Origin of the sequence: Desulfovibrio sp. ZJ369 (assembly GCF_011039085.1) — a bacterium.
Classification (GTDB): Bacteria; Desulfobacterota; Desulfovibrionia; order Desulfovibrionales; family Desulfovibrionaceae; genus Desulfovibrio.
In genome coordinates this window covers 1-20099 of the sequence record NZ_JAAKEI010000030.1, presented here as the reverse complement: position 1 = coordinate 20099, position 20099 = coordinate 1, and the positions used below count along the sequence as shown (strand labels likewise).

Below are 20099 nucleotides of genomic sequence, written 5' to 3'. Positions count from 1 at the left end.
CCCTGAAGCTGTCCCTGTTGCGCGTAGCTTTGCAGGCCGGAAAGGATGATCGCGTTGACCTGATTGGCCGCATCGTACAGGGCGCGAGGTTCGATGGAAGAAGCGGACGTGTCGGGAGCGGCAAGCTGCTGCGCCAGCGGCGAACGCGCGGAAACAGCCGCGCCCACGGCATTGACCTTTCCCCGGCACAGGGCGTCGCCTTCGTCCACGCAGGAAACAGTAACAGACCCGGCAGTGCCGTTGAAAATGAACCTGTATTCCCCGCCGGAGCCTGTGCTCCACAAAATAGTCCGTTGCATCCACAGGGAACTGGAACGCTTGCCAAAGGGCGTTCCCTCATGGGCTGTTCCGGCCACGGCAACGGCCAGCCCCCAGATGAACAGAGCTGATACCCCAGCCGGAGCAATCAGATTGAAGGCACTGAACATTTCAAGCATCCGTTTGGATGCCTGACCGCCGCCAGGACTGTGCCCCAGGTATCCCAGCCCTGCCCCGGAACGGTGTCCAGAATATGCTTGCCGGCATCGCGCCGTGTCGCCTGTTAGCAAACAAAGGCAGGAAAGTCAAAATGCCAGTCAAAGTGCGCCTTATATCAAGAGTTCACTTTAGGAGTGATAAAAGTTCATTAATACTTCCATTGACCCTGAACCTGGCAAAGAACGCCAAACTCATGTCTACCATTTTCTGAGAGCGATTGACTGTCCAGCCCCGGCATGTGGGGGGCGCGGCTCACTTGCGGCGGGTCAGATGATACACGCGCGGGATCATGTACATCAGGCTCATCCGCCTGTGGGTGGGCGCGTATTGGGTGGCCACCACCACGGACCCCAGGTTCCAGAGGCGGGCGTCGTCCCCTTCTCCGGCTGAAGGCGGCCCGAAACGCTCTTCGACCATGCGCAGGATGCGCTCGGCCGTGGCTTTGTCCGAAGCCGGATAGTCGATTTTCACAAAGCCCAGGGGCGCAGGCGCGCCCGGCCCGTAGCAGGCGGCCATCTGGCTTGCTCCGGGTATCAGGCGGCGCGCGTCGTACAGATCGCAAATAAAAGCGTCATCCTCCCGGCTTGCGGGCAGACCGGCTGTTTTCAGCGTGGCGCGCAGGGTCGCGCGGTCAACATTGTCGAGCTCCCGGCCAAAAAGCACGGCCCGCGGCCGGGCCGGGCCTTCCCTGGCCATCTCCTCCAGTTCTTTCATGGCCTGGGCCTGACCGTTCATGGCCGCGGCATAGAGCAGCAGGGTGGCGCGCCCGGCGTTTCGGGCCACGCCCCGGCCCGTGCGGTACAGATGGCCGAGCCGGGCCAGGGCTTCGGTCTGCTGCTGGGCTGCGGCCCGGCTGTACCAGGCCGCGGCCGCCTGATCGCTCTGCGCGACGCCCCGGCCCTGCTCATAGAGCAGGCCCAGATTGTACTGGGCCTCGGGCTGGCCTTTGCGGGCCGCCAGATCAAACCAGCGGGCCGCTTCCTGCGGATCCGCAGCAATGCCCCGGCCTTGCTCCAGCATGCGGCCGTAATTGCTCATTCCCGATGGATGCCCGGCCTTGGCCGAAAGCGCGAACCAGTGCAGGGCGCGGCCAGCATCCGGCTCAACGCCCTGGGCCTGATCGTAGAGCACGCCGAGATTGTTCATGGCCTGGCCGTCCCCGGCTTCGGCCAGCTTTTGCCAGATGTCCCGCGCTTTGAGAAAATCGCCCCGGGCATACGCCCGGATTGCTTCCCCGGCCGGGCCCTGGGGCAGCGGCGCGGCCGGAGCTTCGGCCGCCGCGTCCGGCTCCGCGCCGGTCCGGGCGGCTCCCTGCGCGGGGGAGTCAGACTGCTGCCCTGTGGAGGCTCCGGAGGGAAGCGCGTTTTTCCCTGCCGCGCCGTGAGGTGTCGCGCGTCTGCTGCCTGGAACAGCGGGCGTGCGGCGGTCTGACGGAGGCCGCGTCGTGGCCGCCGGAGCGGCATTTGACCCTGCCTGATCAGTGGCAGCGTTTTTTTGTGCAGGCGTTGCGGCCCCGGGGGCGGGCGCGCCCGGCGCAAGGGCCTTCTGCGCGGCCTGGGCGGCCTGCCCGGCATGGGCGGCCAAGGCTGTGAGCCCCGAAGGCGCGCCGCACAGCAGCAGGGCGACCGTCAGGAGCAGAAACAAGGACGGCCCGGATACGCGGCGCGGCAAAACGGAAAAGGCAATGGACATGACGGCGCTTTGCACTCCTTATATCAGGGGTGTCGTTTGGGGCAGTTGAACTGCATGAAATCCGTTTCCGGCAAGGCCGTGACGCGCGGGTCACGCACTGCGGCATGGCCTTTCCAGTCCCGTATCGCGGCGTTCAGCCGTTCCATGTTCACATAGGAAAGCAGGGCCGGCCAGCGGTCGGCCATGTCGCGCAGAATCCGGGCATAGGTCACTTCGCCGCCGTGAAAGCCGTCGATGAACTCGCAGTCGCCGGAAGCGAAGGCGCGCGGATCCGTAAAGTCCAGCACGTCGATGCCGCGCGCCAGAAGGGCCTGGCGCAGGCTGAAAAGGTGGGGATAGTCTTCCGGGTGCTCCCGCATGGCCGCGAGCACGCGTTCGGAAAGAGGCGCGATGAAAACAAAGGTCTGAATGCCGCGGGCCCTGAGGCGGCACCAGATCTCGGCAAAGGCGTCCAGATGTTCCGCGTCGGGGCCCTGCTGATCCGGCCTGGCCCGGTAAAAGGGGGGTAAGCCGTGGCGGACACGTTTGAGCGTGTCCTGAAATTGATAGTCCGGGGGACGCTGCTGGCCGCTGATTTGCGCGCTGTGATACCAGGAGCCGTCCGGGCCGAAGCCGTCGTCGGTCTGCTGGGCCATGATTCCGTAGCGCCCGGCGCGGAAGCCGCCGGCGGACTCCGGCAAAAAGGGCGCGGCCAGCCCGGCGGGGGAAATCTTGCCCTCCAGCAGCCAGGTCCAGGGTTTTTTCAAGGTTGCCCAACCATAATTGTAAGAGCCGGTGGTGGGCGGCACTTCCTCAAAGGGTCTGGCCTCCCACTGGGGCAGAAACCACCAGAAATCCAGGCCCAGGATGACCGCATCGGGCTTGTGGATGCGCAGCATGGCGTCAATGGTGGAGCGCAGCACCGCCAGATTGCCCGCCACCCCGCCCATGTTCAGGAAGGATTTGCGAAAGCAGGCCGCCCGGAATTGCATGACCCGCGAGGAGCCTATGGCCGTGATATCGGGTTTCACGGCCGCGTAGAGGCGCAGCTTGTAGTCCACGAAATCCTGGGAAACGCCCGATCCGAACAGGGCGAAATCCCCTTTGGCCTGGGCCTCCACAACGCGCTCCACGGCCACGTCGCCGCTTTGATGCAGCCACCACCAGGTATAGGGCAGTACTGCCAGCAGCCCCAGCAGCCCCAGTTGCAGCAGGGTTTTGAAATAGCGTCTGAGATAGGCGGCGCTGGTCAGGATTCGGGACATGGCGGCTTCCAGTGGCGTTAGGGGCAGTCTCTGCGGTTAGAGGATTTTTTGATTGAAAATATTCATTTTCAATCACTTCGCTGCCATCATTTCGCGTCCAGAACGCGGTCTGGACGCTCATTCGGCGCGGGCGCCAGCTAACGCTGTCGCCAGAGCGGTTTAGCTCATTTCATGAGCAAACCGCTCTAGAACTGAAAATATAAAAAGCTTGACTGCCGTGAAACCAGAATCAGCGAAAGAAAGGCGAGCGCAGCCAGGCCCGTGGCCCAAAGGCCGGTGGTGCGCCAGGCAAGCCAGGGCAGCGAGCCATCCGGCCGCCCGCGCAGGATTTCGCGGCTGTTGGGAAAAGCCCAGACCAGCACGGCGCAGATCGCCAGCAGGGCAAAGGGCTGCCAGCCCGGAAAATAACTGTTGGGCAGCAGCGCGGCCAGAAAGGCCGCCATGCCGCTCAGACCCTGCGTGGACGCCTCCGCCGCGCCAAAGGGGCCCGTGAACATGGCCGCATACACGCGCAGCGCGCCGTCCGGGCTCACGGCGCGGAAGACCACCCAGCAGAAATTGATGCACAGAAAGGTGAAGGCAATGGACAGCAGGCGCAGCGGCGCGGCGGCCAGAATGTTTTCCGCGGGCGAGCCCTTGATGCGCGCGCGGAAAAAGTGGTTTACGCACAGCATCAGGCCGTGCAATGCGCCCCAGATCAGAAAGGTCCAGCCCGCGCCATGCCAGGCCCCGCCAATCAGCATGGTCAGAAAAAGGTTGCGGTACTGCATGAGCCGCCCGGCCCGGTTGCCGCCCAGGGGAATATACAGAAAGTCGCGCAGCCAGGCGCTGAGCGTGATGTGCCAGCGCCGCCAGAAGTCCACGATGCCTGTGGATTTATACGGCGAATTGAAGTTTTCCGGCAGGCGCAGGCCCAGCATGAGCCCCAGCCCCAGGGCCATGTCCGTATAGCCTGAAAAATCGAAGTAAAGTTGAAAGGTATAGCAGAATGAACCGAGCCAGGCTTCGGCGCCGCTCAGGGGAAAGGCTTTTTCAGCGGCATTGAAAACCGCGTCGGCATAGGGCGCAATGCCATCGGCCAGCAGCACCTTTTTGGCAAGGCCCAGGCTGAACAGGCTGAAACCGCGCGCAAGATTTTCGGCCGTAAGGCCGGCAAGCGCGTCAAACTGCGGGCCCACCTGCTCATAGCGGACAATGGGCCCGGAAAGGACATAGGGGAAGCAGGCGGAAAAGAGCGCGTGGCGCGAAAGCCCGGCCGGAACGAAACGGCGGCGGTACACATCCGCCAGCCAGGCGATCTGGATAAAGGTGTAGAAAGAAATACCCGGCGGCAGTTCCGGGGGCAGGAATTCCCAGTGCGCGCCAAAGAGCGGGGCCGCGTTTTGAACCAGAAACCAGGAATATTTGAACCAGATCAAAGGCAGCAGATTAAGACCTACCGCCAGAACCAGCAAGCCTTTGCGGCTGATGCGCCTGCGAGACACTGGCGTGCCGGAGATTTGGCCGCCAGCTTGCGGGGGGACTGCAAAAGCGTTGTCGGGCGCGGCCAGCGCCAGACCGAAGGTGTAATTCATGGCGATCAGCGCGGCCAGCAAAAGCAGAAAACCAGCGCCCCACAAGCCGTAAAAGACAATTGAGAAAATCAGCAGAATCAGCGCCGGCCGCCAAGTGCCCCCAGCCAGCCGCCAGGCCAGCAGCAGCAAAGGCAGAAAGCAGAACAGGAAAGGATAGGAATTGAACAGCATGCGCGACTCCCGGCCCGCAGCGTTCCAGGCGTGTTGACGCTACGTTCTTTTGCCCGCGGGCCGCGTCGAAGTTTGTCTTTTCTTCCGGCGGAGCACTATGGCGCGGCTGTCCTCATCCGTAAGGCGGCACAGCCGCCAACGGCTGACGCGCGCGGCGGGCTTTGCCCGCCGTAAAGCGATAAACTCAAAGCAAAACGGCTCTAGGGATTGAGCTCGGAGCGAAATTTGCGCGACAGCCGGAAGACCATGACTTTGCGCGGCGGCAGGGTGATGGCTTCATCGGTCTGCGGATTGCGCCCTCTGCGGGAGGATTTGTCATAGCATTCAAATTTGCCGAAGCCGCTGATCAGCAGGGACCGATCCTTTTTGATGGCGGTCTTCATAATCTCCAGAAGCTTTTCCACCACGTTTTTCACATCCACGCGGTTTTTGTCCGTCTCTTCGTAAATGGCCTCCACAATATCGGCTTTGGTCAACGTTTTTTTCATAACGAGTTTCTCCGACGCTTGCAGACAACGCCCCGGCGGCGTTTTCGGCTGTGAACCGCCTGCGGCACATCCGGCATCCGCATGGGAAAGCGCATCTGCTTCACAGAGTTGGCAGTTTCTTTTATAAATACACGCAACTCCTGGACGGAGCAAGGTTTTTCTTGGTTGCGCCGCTGCGCCGCGTTGGCCGTTTTTTGCGGATCCGGCAACCGGGCCGCAGGTGCGGGTTTGTTCTTCAGCCGGAGCAGTCCATGTCTTTCACGCCCACGCCCTCCCACATGCCTGCATGGGTTCTGCCCTGGCCGCGGCAAGCGCGCTCGCGGTCGATCATTCCTGTTTTCCTGCCTTTTCGGGGATGCGCCGCGCGCTGCATCTTCTGCGCGCAGGACGTCCAGACCGGCCTTGCCGGACAATCCGCCGGGCGATGCGGACGGCCTGCGCCGTCCCTGACCCATATTCTGACAAAAACCGGCGAGCAGTTGCGCGCCCGCGCGGCGCGTGCCCTGCCTCCGGCGGAACTGGCCTTTTACGGCGGCACATTCACGGCCATGCCCGACAAGGAGCAGGACGCCTGCCTTGCATTTGCCGCGGAGATGCTTGCACAAGGGCGGATCGGCGCTTTTCGCTGTTCCACGCGACCCGATTGCGTGGCCGGCGGGGTTTTGGCGCGTCTGCGCGCCGCGGGCTGCGAAACCGTGGAACTCGGCGTGCAGAGCTTCGCGGACGCGGCGCTTGCGGCGTGCCGGCGCGGCTATGACGGCGCTGCGGCGGCTGAAGCCTGCGGCCGGGTCAAGGCTGCGGGCCTGCGCCTTGGCGTGCAGTTGCTGCCGGGCATGCCCGGCGTCAGCCCGGCGATCTTTCTGGCGGATGTGAGCCGCGCCCTTGGCGTTGGGGCTGACATGCTGCGTTTTTATCCCTGTCTGGTTCTTGAGGGCACGGAGCTGGCCCGGATCTGGCGCGGCGGCGGCTACCAGCCCTGGAGCCTTGACACCACGCTGGAAAGTCTGGCGCGCGGCTGGCTGGCAGCGCGGGCGGCGCACAGGCCGGTAATCCGCATGGGGCTTGCCCCTGAGCCGGAACTGGCCCGCGCCGTGCTGGCCGGGCCCCTGGATCCTGCCCTGGGCGCGCGGATCATGGGCCGGGCACTGCTGGCGGCTGTGCGCGAGGCGGCACGCGGAGAACTTCTGAGCCGTCTGGAAGCGCCGCGCGCGTGTCAGGGCCATTTCTGGGGCAACAGGGGCGAGCTGCGCCCGGCCTGGGCCACCCTCGGCCTTACGCCGTCGAACGTGTCCTACGCGGACAGGCAGGAGCTGCGTCTCTGGCGCACAACCGCGCCGAAAGAGCGCGGGGAGCTCACGTTGCAGAAAAGAAGGGATGTTTAGAGCATTTTCAAAGAGAAAATGCTCTAGATAAGGAAACGACCGCCGGGGGCAACCGGCGGTCGTTGAGAGGGAGGATGTTCCGATGGTTAGAGGGTTCTGTTCAAAGGAGGAGGTTTTCAGGGGGGGGGAACCGTGCCGCTCCCGATGGGGGGCTGAGAGCGGCACGGAAATTTTTTTTTGTCCGTATATGTCGACCGCCCGTCGGCGGATTGCTAAGTTGATAGGCCGGGTAACGGTTGATTAGTTATTATCCATCATTCCCTGGCCGTAACCCATGCCATAGCCCATGCGGTGTCCATAGCCCATCCCGTATCCACAACCCATTCCGTGGTGGTAACCGGGGCCGTAGTTACCGGAGTTGGCTCCGGCGCCGGCGGGCCTGCCCACTTCTTTTTCGATTCGCTGGGCCATTTCATCGTGCAGGTCGCCCAATTGCTTGTTGAGTTTCGTCAACTCGGTGGCGGTTTCGCGCACAGTCTTCACATCAGGATTGGTGGCGTTCCGCAGGGCGCGAAGTTCCTGCCGCTTCACAAAAATCTGATCCTGAATGGGCTCCATGCGCCTGGCGTAGTCTTGCACAATCTTTGTATATTTCTCCTGCTGTTCGGACGTCAGGCCGGAGTTGCCGTTCCATCCATAGCCGGGGCCGTATCCGCCGGGGCAGCCGTAGCAGCCGTAGCCGGGATCAGTAAAGTGGGGCCGGGCCATGCTGTCCGTGGCTGTCAGTACGCCTCCGGTAAGAGCGGCGGCCAGCAACGCGGTCAGAATGAAACGAGGGCTTTTCATGCGTACTCTCCTTGGTGTCCAAACAGTCAGTGTATTTCCGTCTTCCTCTGACGCCGGTGCATTCCGTGCGTCTTGCCTCGCATAAAGCAAGGCGCGTGCCAAAACCTGTGCTAACGTGTAACCTATTACTATTCAATGATGTTTATGTTTTTGCCAATAAAGTGGGCCGCAACAGGCAGCGTATGTTTTTTATACAGTCAGACAAGCACATCTGTATAAAATTTGTACAAGTGGATACATTTCGCACAGGTCCGGTTGCGCCTCCTGCAACGGCCTTTGCCGTGAGGGATCTTCCCTTGCGCTGCGAGGCGCGCGCACGCTTTTTCCCGACTCGTGATCGGGCAGAAAAAGCCTGGCCGCAACGTGCCGTGTTGTCAACCTGCGGGACTGGGGAACATTCTTCTTTGCGCCATATCCCGGCAGGCGGCAGAGCTTCCCGCGGGCCATGACGGGCAAAGGGCGCAAAAAACCCCGCTGACGCGGGGTGTTGCTATCATGAACTACAATAAAGGAGCCGGTCTAGAGCAGATTACCTTTGACTTTTTATGAAAGTCAAAGGTGGCATTCAGGCGAAAAGCGCGGTTTTCGCCTGAATGTACGCCGCGTTGCGGCGGCTGCCGCTTTCGCGTCAGCAGAGCATTTTCAAAGTGAAAATGCTCTATTCCTCTTCTTCCAGGTCCGGCAGGCGGGTGTGGCCCATCCGGCAGCCCCGCGTGACGGGCGGCCCGAGGGAGACGCCCACTTCCCGGAGCATGCGGTCATCCATATACAGGAGCTCCGCGCGAAGCTCGTCGCGCAGCAGTTGCAGCTCCCTGCCCAGGCGGGGCAAGGTTTCCGGGGAGGTTGCCCGATCATAATTGAGGCTTTCCAACTCGACCATTTTATTCTGAATGCGTCTGCGCAGCGCCCTGATGCGGGGGCGGGCCTCCGCCAATATGGATTTGGCCCTGGCTTGCTGCACAGGCGAGAGGCGCTGCATCCACTCGTCCAGATCGCGGATATCGGGCCTGTAGCGGTGCTTCATATGGCCGTCGTGTCCCACGGGATCGGGACCGGCGTGACCCGCCGCCACAGGCTGCGCCAGACAGAATGTCAGCAAAAGGCATAGCGATAAGTACCCTTTTAGCATAAGGCAAACCTTTGGTATCGCGAGTACTTGAAGCGGCTCGCGGGCTATGATTTTCGCGGCTGTGATTGTAATTTTTTTTACATAGCAAGACGCTTTGCAAGAGGCAAGCTCAAGAAAAGCGCAACCAGGATCGTGAAAGTCTAGAGATTTTCTTGCAAAAAACGTGCTAGAACGTTTTGCTCATGAAATGAGCCAACCGCTCTGGCGAAATCCGGCGACGTTTTTTCAGCGCGTGCGGCCTGGAAAAAACGGTTTTGGTTTTTTTGCGGCACCTTGTATACTCACGGCATGAGTTCCGAACAAGCTGACGCGCAGGCTGCGCCCCAGGCATCTGCTCCGATCGCAGGAAATACCGCGGACGGCAGGGCCGCGGATATTCCGCCCACGGCGCTGGACATGCGCGTGGGCGTCGTGCGCACTCCCCTGGGGGGCTTGTTGGGCGCCGCCGCCGTGGTGCTGGCCCTGATGATCAGCCTGCTGGCCTTCATCTCCATTGAGCGCAGCGAGGCGGCCATGGCCCGCCTGCTGGCGGAAAAAGGCTCTTCGCTGATCATGGCTTTTGAAAGCATTTTGCGTTCGGGCATGCGTAGCGAGGCAGGGGTGCGCCTGCAGGTTCTGCTGGAAGAAATGGCCTCCAGCCCGGATATCCATTTCGTGGCCGTGACCATGCCCGACGGCACCATCGTGGCCCACAGCAAACGCGTCCGGCTGGGGGAAATCCTGGATCTGGAGGGGCGGGAGGTGGACGAAGCGCGCATGTATGAGCTTGAGCCGGGCATGCCCGCACATTGGGGAATCATGAATATGGAGGGGCAACGGGCCTTTGTGGTCTACCGTTACTTTACTCCCGGCCTGCGCGACATGCCCCGGCTTTTTCCCCTGCCGATCATTTTTCTGGGTCTGGATGTCTCGCCCTTTGAAATCACCCGCAGCCAGAACCGCGACTATGTGGCCATCCTGGCTGCGGTGACCCTGCTGGTGGGCCTGGCCTGCCTGCTGGCTCTTTATTATGCGCAGCACGCCCGCGAGTCGCGCCAGCGGCAGCACATGGCCGAGGGCAAGGTTCGACGCCTGGAGGAAGAAGTGCGCCGCAAGGAAAAACTGGCGGCCGTGGGCAATCTGGCCGCGGGCGTGGCGCATGAGATCCGCAATCCCTTAAGCTCCATCAAGGGCTATGCAACGTATTTCGGCCAGCGTTTTCCGGAGGGCAGCGAAGATCGCGAGGCCGCGACGGTCATGGTGCGCGAGGTGGATCGCCTGAACCGGGTGGTAACGGATCTCATCGGCCTGTCGCGGCCGAGCGACGTTTCCCCGCGGCCTACCTGTCTTGAGAATGTGGTGGCGCATGTCATGCGCCTGATCCGCCAGGATGCGGAGAAACGCAATGTACGCCTGGAGTACAGAACGGCCCGGCGGGTGCCCAATGCCCTGGTTGATTCCGAACGTCTGGGCCAGGCCCTGCTCAATCTGTGCCTGAACGCCCTGGACGCCATGCCCGGGGGCGGGCGGCTGACCCTGGCCATTGCCAGATCCCGCAAGCGGGTTTGCCTTATGGTGCGGGACAGCGGCAAGGGCATCGAAGCCAGCCAGTTGCCGCATATCTTTGATCCCTATTTTACCACCAAGGGCCAGGGCACCGGCTTGGGGCTGGCCATGGTACATAAAATCGTGACGGCCCATAACGGGGAGATGCATGTTTATTCGCGCACCGCGCCGCCAGGCGGGCAGGGGGAGACGATCTTCCGGCTCTGGCTGCCGCAGGCTCCGGCCGCTGCGGCTGCATTGCCGCAACGCCGCCGCGACAGAGCAAAAGAACGGCGCTGAACGTTTCGGGCCTGCCGGATATGCGCGGTAAAGGCGGACACGTTGGGAAGCGCGGCCGCGCGGCGTTTTGCTGCCCGCCGCGAAGGAGAGACGAGTGAGCAACACTGTTTTAGTGGTCGATGACGACGATGCCCACCGCGGCATGCTCAAGATCATGTTGCGCTCATGGGGCTATGCGGTGGACGAGGCCTCGGACGGCGACGAAGCCGTGGCCCTGGTGCGCGAAAAAGCCTTTGACGCCGTGCTCACGGACGTGCGCATGGCGCGCATGGACGGCATCCACGCGCTCAGGGGTATTCTGGAATACAATCCCGCGCTGCCTGTGGTGCTGATGACGGCGTATTCCTCGGTGGAAACCGCGGTGGAGGCCTTGCGGCTTGGCGCGTATGATTATCTGGTCAAGCCGCTGGACTTTGAGGCGCTCAGGCACACGCTGGAACAGGCGATTGAACATTCCCGCCTCAGCGTTGAAAACCGCGAGCTGCGCCGTCAGCTCACGGACGCGGCGGCCGGCCCCGGCATTCTGGGGCGCAGCCGGGCCATCAGCGAGATGTTGCAGATCATCAGCACGGTCGCGCCCACGGAAGCCACAGTGCTGATCACCGGCGAGTCGGGCACAGGCAAGGAACTGGTGGCCCGCGCCCTGCACGAGGCCGGCAACCGGGCTCACAAACCCCTGGTGACGGTCAACTGCGCGGCTCTGGCCGAAAATCTGCTGGAATCCGAGCTCTTCGGCCATGAAAAAGGCTCTTTTACCGGCGCGGATCGCCGCCGCGAAGGCCGCTTCATGCAAGCGGACGGCGGCACGCTCTTTCTGGATGAAATCGGTGAAATGCCCCTCTCGCTTCAGGCCAAGCTCTTGCGCGCCCTGCAGCAGGGCGAGATCCAGCGGGTGGGCTCCGACGCGCCCATGCTCGTGGACGTGCGCGTGCTGGCCGCCACCAACCGCGACTTGCGCCGGGAAGTGGCGCAAAAACGCTTTCGCGAGGATTTGTTTTTCCGGCTCAATGTGATCAGCATCGACGTGCCTCCCCTGCGCGAACGGGCCGAAGACATCCCTTTGCTGGCCGCGCATTTTCTGGAGCGCTTTGCGGAGCGCAACCGCAAAAGCATCAAGGGTTTCGCGCCGCAGGCGCTGGACAGCCTGCTGCGTTATTCCTGGCCGGGCAATGTGCGCGAGTTGGAAAACGCCGTGGAACGGGCAGTGATCCTCTGCACCGGCGATTTGATTCTTGGCCCGGAACTGCCGGCCGGCATTGCCGGGGCCACGGCCCCGGAAGAAGCGCACGCCGCGCCCGGGGGCGAGGCTTCGCTGGCCGGTTTGCCGTTGGACATCGTGGAACGCAAATGCATTGAGGAAACACTGCGGCAGGTCGGAGACAACAAAAGCGAGGCAGCCCGCCGTCTGGGCATCACGCGGGCCACTCTGCACAACAAATTGCGCAAATACGGCCTGGAATGAAGGTTGCGTCTTCCGCGGCCGGGCAGTATCAAGACAGCCCTGCCGCCCGGACGGCGCAAGGGCAGCGCAAAGCGTGTATTCCGGCCTGATCAACCTGTGAAAAAGCCGGACGCGCAATGGCCGCAGCGTCGGCATTGGAGCGTTTTGCTAATGAAATTAGCTAAACGCTCTGGCAGGGCGAAGCCATGCCCGCCGCGCGCGTCAGCCGTTGGCGGCTGTGCCGCCTTACGGATGACGACAGCAGAGATAGGCGCAGGCGAAATTTACTTTCGCCGTGAAGCGCCGGAGCGAGCGTTTCAAAAAAATATGCTCTGGAAGTTCGCCATGTCTGAAAAAAAACGGCATCTGCCGCAAGAACAGCTTGCCCGCCTTGCGGATTTTTTTAATGAAGTTGGAATGTTGCGGCACACGCCGCGCAGTGGCTACGCCTTTCTGGGCACGGGCAGGGAAAATGTAGCCGAGCATTCCTACCGCACCGCCGTCATCGGCTATGTGCTGGCGCGGCTGGCCGGGCTCGATCCGGCGCGGGTCACTTTTTTGTGCCTGTTCCATGATTTGCATGAGGCCCGCACCGGCGATTTCAATTACGTCAACCACCGCTACAATCAGTGCCGGGCCCGCGAAGCCCTGCAGGACGCCGTGGCGGGCACCGGCCTGGCGGGCGAGGTGCTGGGCTTCTGGGATGAACTGGACCAGGGACAAAGCCCGGAAGCCGCGCTGGCCCATGATGCGGATCAACTGGATTTGATCTGCAATCTCAAAGCCGAGCTGGACAAAGGCAACGCCTTTGCCGGGGAATGGCTGAAGAGCGCCCTCAAACGCCTGCGCAGCCCCTGGGCGAAAGATCTGGCCGACGTCGTCCTGCGCACGGATCACAATCGCTGGTGGTACGGACATGTGGATGGAAACTGGTGGATCAACCGCGGCCGCGACGAGGAGGAATCCTGATCCGGCCCGCAGGCGCGAGCGTTTCAAAAGCAAAATGCTCCAGGGAGCTGCCGGGGCCTGTGTCTGCTTCAGCGCACGACCACCGTGCCCAGAGGCGCGTCATCCAGCAGATAGCGCCGCAGGCTTGAACGGGCGCGGCCGTCCAGAATCAGCGCGCGGCCGCAGCCCGCGTCCAGGGCGTTGAGGCAGGCCTCCACCTTGGGGATCATCCCGCCGCTGATCACGCCCTGCTCCATGAGCCGGGTGATTTCCGCGCGGTTCAGGCCGGGAATCAGCCTGCCTTGCGCGTCCAGCACGCCGGGCACGTCGGAAATCAGCACAAAATAGTCGGCTGCCAGGGCGCCGGCCAGGGCTCCGGCCGCGGTGTCGGCGTTGATGTTCAGCGCCTCCCCCTCAGGGCCCGAAGCCACGGGCGCGATCACCGGCACAAAACCGCCGTCCAGAAGGCAACGGGGCAGGGAGGGATCCACGGCGTCCACCTCCCCCACCAGGCCCAGGGCCGGATGTTTACGCCGCGCCCGCAGCAGATTGCCGTCCCGCCCGGAAATGCCCGCCGCGCGCACGCCGCGCTGCGCGAAAGCGCTGACCACGGCCTTGTTGGCCTGGCCGCAGAGCACCATTTCCACGGCCTGCATGCAGGCCGCGTCCGTGACGCGCAGGCCGTCCACAAAGCGGCTTTCAATATGCAGGCGGTCAAGCAGGGCGTTGATTTGCGGGCCGCCGCCATGCACCACGACCAGGCGCATGCCCTGCGCTGCAAGCCGGGCAAGATCCGCGGCAAAGGCCTCGCTCAGTTCGGGCTTGTCCATGGCGTGACCGCCATATTTGATGACCACTGTGGGCATTGCGTTCCTCCTGTGCGCGGATCGGTGCGCTGACCTGTTTTTCCTAGCATTGGCGGCCTGTTGAGGCAAGCCCGCGGCGTGACTGAGGGATCCATTTCCGGGCGACGCGCTGCGCAGGCTGCCCGGCCTTGCCAAATGTTGCGTTGTGCCCTATAGCCTTTTGGCATTGGCTCCCAAACCCTTGCCGCCGCCGCGATCAGATCGCGTCAGAGGCGCGGCCTGATCGCATTTCGGCAAGCATGTGAAAATGCCCTGAAACGTCCTGGGCGCATGCGGCTCGCGCCTCTTTTGGAAAGGCGTCGCGCTTTCTGGTCCTGCCCGTGAAGCCGTCCGCTCCGCTTCGCCAACCTCGGATAAGGAAAAATCATGCCAAACGTCGTCACCCGTTTCGCGCCCAGCCCCACCGGGCATCTGCACATCGGCGGCGCGCGCACCGCCATCTTTTGCTGGCTTTTGGCGCGCCACTACAAGGGCCGTTTTCACCTGCGCATTGAGGATACGGATCTGCTGCGCTCCAAACAGGAATACACGGATTCCATCCTGGCTTCCATGCGCTGGCTGGGCCTGGACTGGGACGGCGAGCCCGCCTATCAGACGCAACGCACGGATCTGTACAACAGCTATGTGGACAAGCTGCTGCAAACAGGCCATGCCTATTGGTGCTCCTGTTCGGCCGAGGAAGTGGAGGCCATGCGCGAGGAGGCCCGGCAAAAGGGCCTGAAGCCGCGCTACAACGGGCTGTGTCGCACGCGCGATCTCGGCCCTGGTCCGGGCCGTTGCGTGCGCCTCAAGGCTCCGCTGGCGGGCAAGGTGGTTTTTGACGACATGGTCAAGGGAAAAATCGCCGTGGACGTGGGCGAACTGGATGATATGGTCATCCGCCGGGCCGACGGCATGCCCACCTATAATATGGCCGTGGTGGTGGATGATCACGAAATGGGCATCAGCCATGTGATCCGCGGCGACGATCACGTTTCCAACACCCCGCGCCAGATCCTGATCTATGAGGCCCTGGGCCTGCCTGTGCCGCGTTTCGGTCATGTGCCCATGATTCTGGGGCCGGATCGCCAGAAGCTTTCCAAACGCCACGGCGCGCGCGCGGTCATTGAGTATCAGAAGGACGGCCTGCTGCCGCAGGCCCTGGTCAGCTATCTGGTGCGGCTCGGCTGGTCCCACGGCAATCAGGAGCTGTTCAGCCTGGAAGAACTGGTGCGGTATTTTGACGGCGCGAACCTCAACCCCGCGGCCGCGGCCTTTGATCCGGCCAAGCTGGAGTGGTGCAACGCCCATTTCATGCGCGAGCTGCCCCTGCCCGAACTGGCCGCCCTGGTCAGGCCTTTTGCGGCGGAAGAGGGCTACGGCGATATTTCTCAGGACAGGCTTGAGGCCTTGTGCGTCATGTTCCGCGAGCGGGCCAACAATCTCAAGACCCTGGCCCAAAGCTTCCGGCCTCTGCTCGTGCCCGCCGCCCAACTGGTCTATGCGGAAAAGGACGCGGCCAGGCATTTTACGGATCAGGGCAAGGCCCATCTGCGCGCCCTGGCCGGGATATTCAAGGCCTGCGAGCCGTTCACGGCCCAAAGCCTGGAAGCCGCGCTCAACGCCTATGTGGCGGACAACGGCCTGAAATTCAAGGAAGTGGCTCCGCCGCTGCGCACCGCCCTGATGAGCTTCATGGGCGGCTCGCATCTCAACGAGATCATGGCCTTTCTGGGCCGGGAAGAAACCCTGGCGCGCCTGGAGCGCGCCGCTGGCTGACGCCGCGCCTTTTCAGGGCCCATTGCGCGCGCAGGCGGGAAGTTCCCTGTCTGCGCTTTTTGTATGAAGAAAACCTCCCGCCAGAGCGTTTTGCTACTTTCATTAGCAAAATGCTCTAGTTGTACAACGGGCTCATGGCCCGCAGCAGATTGGCGAACAGGCCGTCCATGCCGCTGATGAACTCTTCCACATGATCGGACATGATCACCAGCAAGAGGCCCACAAAGAAAAAGCCCACCCCGATTTTGATCGGGAAGCCGAATTCCATGATGTGAATCTGCGGCGAAGTGCGGGCCACAAGGGCCAGAGCCACTTCCACCATGAACAGGGCCACCATGACCGGCGCGGCGATTTTCAGGGCCAGCACGAACATCCCGGCCGCCAGATGCAGGACCTGCCGCAGCAGGGTATCGCCGATGAACAGGCCGCCGGGCGGCACCAGGGCAAAAGAGGCGGCAAAGCCCTTGATCATGTAAAGATGCCCGTCCAGGGCCAGAAAGGTCAGCAGGGAGACCATCCAGAGAAAAAAGGCCGTGGCCCCGGTCTGGTTGCCGGTGAGCGGGTCCGCGAAGTTGATCATGGTAAAGCCCATCTGAAAGCCCAGCAGCTCGCCGCCCGCCTGAATGCCCATGAACAGAAAATTGACGGCCATGCCGAGCACCAGGCCGAGCACCACCTCGCCGAGCAGCATCAGGGCCAGGTCAAAGGGATGGGCGGGCATGGCCGCGCCGGGAAGCGCCAGATGCGGCCACACGCCCAGGGAAAAGACAATGGTCACCGCGGCTTTGACCGGAATGGGGATGTTGTTGGTGGAAAAGACCGGCAGCATGAACATGACGATGCTCACCCGCATGATGGTGAGCAGCAGGCTCAGCACGGCCGCCGGATCATAGTTGAAGACATCCATGCCGCAAGCGGATGCAAAAAGGTTGCCAGACTGCGAAAACCGGGCGGGAGGTCCGAAACCAGTCGGGCGCTGCCGCGCTCTGTCGCGGGCCATGCAACGCGGCGGCCAGCTGTTGCGCGGCCCGTGGGCGCGCCGTGAAGCGGCGCGTTGCGCTATTTGTGCAACTTTTCGGCAATGAGCTCGCGAATGATTTTATTCAGGCCCGGCAGATCCGGTTTGGAAACCTGCCTGTCCGCGCCGACCTTGACGCCCTTGTCGCGCAGGGCATCCGTGATCAGGGAAGAGAAAAGAATGACCGGGAGCTTGTGGGTGCCCGGATTCTCGCGGATTTTGGCCGTCAACTCGTGCCCGTCCATTTCCGGCATCTCAATGTCGGAAATGACCAGATGCACCAGATCCGTGAGATCCTGTTGTCTGTTCTGGGCTTCGTCGCGCGCTTTCGTCAGAAATTCCCAGGCTTCCCGGCCGCTGGCCACGGCTGTGACCTGAAAGCCGGATTTTTCCAGGGAGGATTTGATGATGTGGCGCAGGGAGCTTGAGTCGTCGGCCACCAGCAGGTGAAATTCGCCCGCGCCTTCCACCGGCGTGGTGTCAACCTCCACCTGCGACATGTCCAGGGAGCTGTCCATGCTGGCCAGGATCTTTTCCATGTCCAGGATGAAAAGCACCCGATCCTGGATGCGCACCACGCCCGTGATGCTCTCGCGCGAGTAGGTCTGCACATATTTGTTGGGCGGCTCGATGCGATCCCAGGTCATCCGGTGGATGCTGGTCACCGTGGAAACCAGAAAAGCCGCCTGCACGCCGCTGAACTCCGTGACAATGACCTTGTTGTTTTCGTCTGAGGCCATCTCCTTGCCCAGCCAGGCGGCCAGATTCAAAATGGGCAGCACCTTGCCGCGCAGATTGAAGGTGCCGAGCACCGAGGCGTCGTGCTTGCTGGGCACGCTGGTGACCGTGGGCAGACGGATGATTTCCAGCACCTTGGCCACATTGATGCCGTAATGCCCGCTGTAGACGTTGCCGTCCGGCAATTTTTCGTCAATGAGAAACTCAATGATTTCAAGCTCATTGTTATTGACGTTGAGCAAGCTGTTCTGGCTCATGGCTTTCCTCATCCTGTGCCGCTGCTGTTGCGGCCGGGTCGGCGTGAATACTCTGTGTTAGTTCATCGGCGGCAAGCCGTTTTTCTTAAGGCGCGGCCGAAAATATCTTCCACAATGACCCGTACCGGGTTCAGGCTTTCCGGGCGCGCGCCGCGCCGTTGCGGCCGCCGGGCCTGCGGCCCGCCGCGGCAGCCCGCGGGCCGGATCCTTTGGGCGGCTCAAGGCGCGGGCAAAAGTCCGCCATCTCGCAGTGACCGCAAAGGGGCTTGCGGGCGTGGCAGACATCTCTGCCGAACCAGACCATGCGGTGATTCACGTTGCCCCATTCCTCCTGCGGGAAAAGCGCCATGAGCTCCTGCTCCACGGCCACCGGATCCGTCTGCTCCGTAAGGCCCAGGCGGTAACTGATGCGTTTGACGTGCGTGTCCACTGCCAGGCCCTGGTTGACGCCAAAAGCGCCGAACAAAACCACGTTCGCGGTTTTGCGGGCCACGCCCCCCAGCGTGATCAGCTGCTCCAGCGTGTCGGGCACCTCGCCCTTGTAGACATCCCGCACGCGGCGGGCCGCGGCCAGAAGATTCCTGGCCTTGCTGCGGAAAAATCCCGCGGCGTGGATCACGCTTTCCAGCTCCTCCTGCGGGGCTTCGGCCAGTTCGGCCGGTCCGGGCCAGCGCCGGAAAAGTTCGGGCGTGATGGTGTTGACCCGGGCGTCGGTGCATTGGGCGGCCAGCACCGTGGCTACCAGCAATTCCCAGGCGTTACGGGAGTTGAGATGGGTTTCGGGCCGGGGATAGCGCGCCTGCAACGCGGCAAGCGTTTTTTGCGCCCGCGCCGGGCGGGAGTCAGCGGTATTCATGTGCAAGCTATGCCACAGGCGGCGCAAGCCCGCAAGGCAGGCCGTGGACTTGGGCAGGGCTGACCCTGGTTTCATGAGCAAAACGCTCTGACAAATCGAAGAAAAGCAAAGCCCCGTAAGGCGTTCCAGTCCTTACGGGGTGCTCTGGGATTCTTTCCTGGTGCCCGGAGTCGGACTCGAACCGACATACTCGAAGAGCGAGGGATTTTAAGTCCTTGAGCTAGAGCTGATATGACAACGGGTTAGCGCACTCCGTATCACTACTCCACGGTGATACAGCTTTTCCTGCCATCCTGCTGCCCCGCCCAAAAATATGACCCTTGACTTCTCCAAAATCTGTGCATTTCTCTCATTATGGAGTCCGTAAACTCCGCTCCGAGGACTTCCTATATTATTCCTTGCGTACCGCCAGCACCTGCCTTATCATATATGACTGCCCGAAAGGTGGTTGCCGGGCTCGTGTGTTTACGGGAAAGCGACCACGCCATACCAGTGGAGGGGATATGGGCGTTACGATAATTGAAGCCTCTCGATGGGAAAGACAGGAAGGCGTGCCTGATACTGAATTTCAGCCCAATCACGGATGCAACCTGACCACGGACGGGATCCTAGAAAGCCTGCATGAAATCGAAAGCCGCCCCGAGATGGCGGAGCTCGACAATCTGCTCATGGCCTCCGGGGCCTATCTGCGGGGTAAGGATCGTGGCTGAATATGGCAATATAAAATGGCAACCAATCCTGAAGGATGTAGCAGAAAAAATCTCTACCACTTACTCAGTCGAGCTCATCCTTGATGAAGCCATAGTCCTGGAGGCCGAACAGCGTATAAAGGAGAGCTTGGACAATTTGGGGTTTGACCGGCCAAATGTCGCCAAGGTTGCCGGCCAGGTCGCCTTTTGGCTCCGCAAGTTGAAGCCGCTCAGCATCGCCCCCTCATCGAAAAATTATTTTCGTCTGGTCAACGAGCTGGCGGCCTTGCGAATTGGCCTTGCGATCTGCAACTGCTATAAGGATGATTGCTCAAAGGATAAGGAGGTGCAGCTCCATTCTCGGATATTGAGGGACTGGGTAACGAGCTTCCGCTATCATTCCCACTCGCCCCACAGCTCAATGACCTCCTTTGAGCTGCTCATGTGCGACAACTGACCGCCAACGCCACCCCGTACCTTAGAGCATATTGCTTTTAAAACGCTCGCTCCGGCGCTTAACGGCGCAAGTAAATTTCGCCTGCGCCTCTTTCTGCTGTCGTCATCCGTAAGGCGGCACAGCCGCCAGCGGCTGACGCTCGTGGCGGGCATGGCTTCGCCCTGCCAGAGCGTTTAGCTAGAGCATTTTGCTTTTAACTTTTTACATATCCACAGGATTTAAACCATCCTTCAGCGTCTTTTTGTGTGATACAACTTAATGCTTTTCCAATGGATTTATACAGTTCATCACATGTTTTTGCTTT

17 protein-coding genes are annotated in these 20099 nt (G+C 61.8%); 7 read left to right on the top strand and 10 right to left on the bottom strand.

Annotated features, from left to right (window positions below):
- Nucleotides 1–729: 729 nt before the first annotated feature.
- The 4 genes from G7Y51_RS09710 to G7Y51_RS09695 all read right to left on the bottom strand — a co-directional run bounded on the left by G7Y51_RS09710 (nt 730) and on the right by G7Y51_RS09695 (nt 5646).
- A complete protein-coding gene (locus G7Y51_RS09710; RefSeq protein WP_165176956.1) occupies nt 730–2169 on the bottom strand; it encodes a tetratricopeptide repeat protein in 1440 nt (479 codons plus the stop codon).
- Between the two features lie 23 nt (nt 2170–2192).
- Nucleotides 2193–3413, bottom strand: coding sequence for a hypothetical protein (locus G7Y51_RS09705; RefSeq protein WP_165176954.1), 1221 nt, complete (start codon nt 3411–3413; stop codon nt 2193–2195).
- 185 nt (nt 3414–3598) lie between these two features.
- Complete coding sequence (locus G7Y51_RS09700) at nt 3599–5158, bottom strand: MBOAT family protein (protein ID WP_165176952.1); 1560 nt, start codon at nt 5156–5158, stop codon at nt 3599–3601.
- Nucleotides 5159–5358: 200 nt separating this feature from the next.
- On the bottom strand, nt 5359–5646 hold the full coding sequence (locus G7Y51_RS09695; protein WP_165065921.1) for an integration host factor subunit alpha: 288 nt from the start codon (nt 5644–5646) through the stop codon (nt 5359–5361).
- A gap of 251 nt (nt 5647–5897) precedes the next feature.
- Between G7Y51_RS09695 and G7Y51_RS09690 the strand changes: the two genes are divergently transcribed.
- Entirely contained in the window at nt 5898–7028 is a 1131-nt protein-coding gene (locus G7Y51_RS09690) for a radical SAM protein (protein WP_165176950.1), read from the top strand.
- Between the two features lie 240 nt (nt 7029–7268).
- Here G7Y51_RS09690 and G7Y51_RS09685 read toward each other — a convergent pair whose 3' ends face one another.
- Nucleotides 7269–7814: a periplasmic heavy metal sensor gene (locus G7Y51_RS09685; protein WP_165176948.1), complete on the bottom strand. Its 546-nt coding sequence runs from the start codon at nt 7812–7814 to the stop codon at nt 7269–7271.
- A 658-nt stretch (nt 7815–8472) separates the two neighbouring features.
- Nucleotides 8473–8886: a zinc resistance protein gene (locus G7Y51_RS09680; RefSeq protein ID WP_241160200.1), complete on the bottom strand. Its 414-nt coding sequence runs from the start codon at nt 8884–8886 to the stop codon at nt 8473–8475.
- Between the two features lie 345 nt (nt 8887–9231).
- On the opposite strand from G7Y51_RS09680, the gene zraS reads away from it, so the two are divergent.
- The 3 genes from zraS (at nt 9232) to G7Y51_RS09665 (ending at nt 13177) form a co-directional block, all read left to right on the top strand.
- Nucleotides 9232–10767 carry a two-component system sensor histidine kinase ZraS gene (gene zraS, locus G7Y51_RS09675; protein ID WP_165176944.1) on the top strand — a complete coding sequence of 512 codons (1536 nt, stop codon included), beginning with the start codon at nt 9232–9234 and terminating at the stop codon, nt 10765–10767.
- 94 nt (nt 10768–10861) lie between these two features.
- A complete protein-coding gene (locus G7Y51_RS09670) occupies nt 10862–12229 on the top strand; it encodes a sigma-54 dependent transcriptional regulator (RefSeq protein ID WP_165176942.1) in 1368 nt (455 codons plus the stop codon).
- Between the two features lie 324 nt (nt 12230–12553).
- The gene (locus G7Y51_RS09665; RefSeq protein WP_165176940.1) at nt 12554–13177 is read left to right on the top strand and encodes an HD domain-containing protein; all 624 of its coding nucleotides are present in this window, start codon (nt 12554–12556) and stop codon (nt 13175–13177) included.
- A 68-nt stretch (nt 13178–13245) separates the two neighbouring features.
- Here the strand turns inward: G7Y51_RS09665 and argB are convergent, their stop codons facing one another.
- Nucleotides 13246–14022 carry an acetylglutamate kinase gene (argB, locus tag G7Y51_RS09660; RefSeq protein WP_165176938.1) on the bottom strand — a complete coding sequence of 259 codons (777 nt, stop codon included), beginning with the start codon at nt 14020–14022 and terminating at the stop codon, nt 13246–13248.
- A gap of 366 nt (nt 14023–14388) precedes the next feature.
- Between argB and gltX the strand changes: the two genes are divergently transcribed.
- Nucleotides 14389–15780, top strand: coding sequence for a glutamate--tRNA ligase (gltX, locus tag G7Y51_RS09655; RefSeq protein WP_165176936.1), 1392 nt, complete (start codon nt 14389–14391; stop codon nt 15778–15780).
- A gap of 115 nt (nt 15781–15895) precedes the next feature.
- On the opposite strand, the gene G7Y51_RS09650 is transcribed toward gltX, so the two are convergent.
- The 3 genes from G7Y51_RS09650 to nth all read right to left on the bottom strand — a co-directional run bounded on the left by G7Y51_RS09650 (nt 15896) and on the right by nth (nt 18649).
- Nucleotides 15896–16687 carry a flagellar biosynthetic protein FliR gene (locus tag G7Y51_RS09650; protein WP_165176934.1) on the bottom strand — a complete coding sequence of 264 codons (792 nt, stop codon included), beginning with the start codon at nt 16685–16687 and terminating at the stop codon, nt 15896–15898.
- 152 nt (nt 16688–16839) lie between these two features.
- Entirely contained in the window at nt 16840–17793 is a 954-nt protein-coding gene (locus G7Y51_RS09645) for a chemotaxis protein (protein ID WP_165072314.1), read from the bottom strand.
- Between the two features lie 130 nt (nt 17794–17923).
- Nucleotides 17924–18649 carry an endonuclease III gene (gene nth / locus G7Y51_RS09640; protein ID WP_165176932.1) on the bottom strand — a complete coding sequence of 242 codons (726 nt, stop codon included), beginning with the start codon at nt 18647–18649 and terminating at the stop codon, nt 17924–17926.
- 551 nt (nt 18650–19200) lie between these two features.
- Here nth and G7Y51_RS09635 point away from each other — a divergent pair.
- The gene (locus G7Y51_RS09635) at nt 19201–19359 is read left to right on the top strand and encodes a hypothetical protein (RefSeq protein ID WP_206214304.1); all 159 of its coding nucleotides are present in this window, start codon (nt 19201–19203) and stop codon (nt 19357–19359) included.
- Nucleotides 19352–19795, top strand: a complete 444-nt coding sequence (locus G7Y51_RS09630) for a hypothetical protein (protein ID WP_165176928.1) — start codon at nt 19352–19354, stop codon at nt 19793–19795. Before G7Y51_RS09635 ends, G7Y51_RS09630 begins: the two co-directional genes overlap by 8 nt.
- The last annotated feature ends 304 nt before the right edge of the window (nt 19796–20099 follow it).

Bases quoted from the DNA above. Each gene is read 5' to 3' on its own strand.
- G7Y51_RS09695 (WP_165065921.1), bottom strand. From the start codon at position 5,646: ATGAAAAAAACGTTGACCAAAGCCGATATTGTGGAGGCCATTTACGAA.
- zraS (WP_165176944.1), top strand. From the start codon at position 9,232: ATGAGTTCCGAACAAGCTGACGCGCAGGCTGCGCCCCAGGCATCTGCT.
- argB (WP_165176938.1), bottom strand. From the start codon at position 14,022: ATGCCCACAGTGGTCATCAAATATGGCGGTCACGCCATGGACAAGCCC.
- G7Y51_RS09690 (WP_165176950.1), top strand. From the start codon at position 5,898: ATGTCTTTCACGCCCACGCCCTCCCACATGCCTGCATGGGTTCTGCCC.
- G7Y51_RS09710 (WP_165176956.1), bottom strand. From the start codon at position 2,169: ATGTCCATTGCCTTTTCCGTTTTGCCGCGCCGCGTATCCGGGCCGTCC.
- G7Y51_RS09665 (WP_165176940.1), top strand. From the start codon at position 12,554: ATGTCTGAAAAAAAACGGCATCTGCCGCAAGAACAGCTTGCCCGCCTT.
- G7Y51_RS09650 (WP_165176934.1), bottom strand. From the start codon at position 16,687: ATGGATGTCTTCAACTATGATCCGGCGGCCGTGCTGAGCCTGCTGCTC.
- G7Y51_RS09700 (WP_165176952.1), bottom strand. From the start codon at position 5,158: ATGCTGTTCAATTCCTATCCTTTCCTGTTCTGCTTTCTGCCTTTGCTG.
- G7Y51_RS09685 (WP_165176948.1), bottom strand. From the start codon at position 7,814: ATGAAAAGCCCTCGTTTCATTCTGACCGCGTTGCTGGCCGCCGCTCTT.
- gltX (WP_165176936.1), top strand. From the start codon at position 14,389: ATGCCAAACGTCGTCACCCGTTTCGCGCCCAGCCCCACCGGGCATCTG.
- G7Y51_RS09645 (WP_165072314.1), bottom strand. From the start codon at position 17,793: ATGAGCCAGAACAGCTTGCTCAACGTCAATAACAATGAGCTTGAAATC.
- nth (WP_165176932.1), bottom strand. From the start codon at position 18,649: ATGAATACCGCTGACTCCCGCCCGGCGCGGGCGCAAAAAACGCTTGCC.
- G7Y51_RS09705 (WP_165176954.1), bottom strand. From the start codon at position 3,413: ATGTCCCGAATCCTGACCAGCGCCGCCTATCTCAGACGCTATTTCAAA.